Raw genomic sequence first — 974 nt, 5'->3', positions numbered from 1 at the left:
TTCATTTTGGTCTACTCTACTGGCACGCAAAGGCGGCCTCGAACTATCATTTTCGAGGTAAATCAGTAGCTTAGAGCCATTATTTTCATGAAAATATGATGCCTGATGGCGGAGGAGGTGGGACTTGTGTTCCCTACTGATCCGTCATGCTACTGTTAACCCTTTGTTTTCATTGAATCACGCAAGGCCAGTTTGATGCAAGTAGGCAATTTGTGGTCTACTATTTGGTCTACCGTGGCAGCATGGCATGGGGGGCGAGTGCCATGCCCCCCTATAGGGATATTGTATACGTGCCTGACCTGAGATTGGGATTTGCAAACCGTAAACAGCTTAGGGGCAACTTTGCTGTGCTTTAGCCGATTTGACGGTTTCTGTAGCAAAGGTAGGAGATAGGCCTGATGTATCGTCAGGTGGGTGTTGGCGCGGGGGGACAATAGAGACCCCAGCAAGGGCTTAATGTGCAACTTTCCTATAAGGTCCCTATAGGAGTTTTCCACAATAAGGAGTGGGGTTAGATGGCCCCCGCCCATTTTACCTCAAGCTAGATCATCTCCGTCATCGGCTGATGCATCCGCAATGATGCCTTCATGCAGAAAGTCCACAGTTAAATCTTGGACTTCGCCCCATCCTGACCCCTCAAGATCAGGATAACCTCTCTCGAGTGTTGTCCGCACATCTTCAAGTCGTGGGGGCTTACCTGCCATAGCCAATCCATCACTCTCCATCTGCTCTCCCAAGAACAGATGCAGTTGATTGGTATTCCGCTGATTGCCTGCTCGGAAGCGGGCAATAAAAATACTGGAACGCCATAGGCCAGGCATCAAATGAAGAGATTGCTTTGGATCAGCTAAGTTTGATGCTCGGATTAGATTATTCGCATCATCCCTAGTTAAGCATAGATCAGGCCGCATCTTGAGTAAGCCTAAGGCTGTAATTGGAATGTTGCCTCTGCGGATGAGTTCAAGCTCCAGCCT

At 48.7% G+C, this 974-nt stretch carries 1 protein-coding gene; it reads right to left on the bottom strand.

Going from position 1 to position 974, the window contains the following annotated elements; all coding sequences use genetic code 11:
• Positions 1–536 precede the first annotated feature (536 nt).
• Positions 537–974: hypothetical protein (locus RYZ18_RS14170; RefSeq protein ID WP_317657518.1), on the bottom strand; the 438-nt coding region annotated here is incomplete at its 5' end.

The organism is Roseovarius sp. 10, from assembly GCF_033100315.1.
Lineage (GTDB): Bacteria > Pseudomonadota > Alphaproteobacteria > Rhodobacterales > Rhodobacteraceae > M30B80.
Note: the sequence above shows the minus strand (reverse complement) of the source record. Positions and strands in the feature narration are given on the sequence as shown.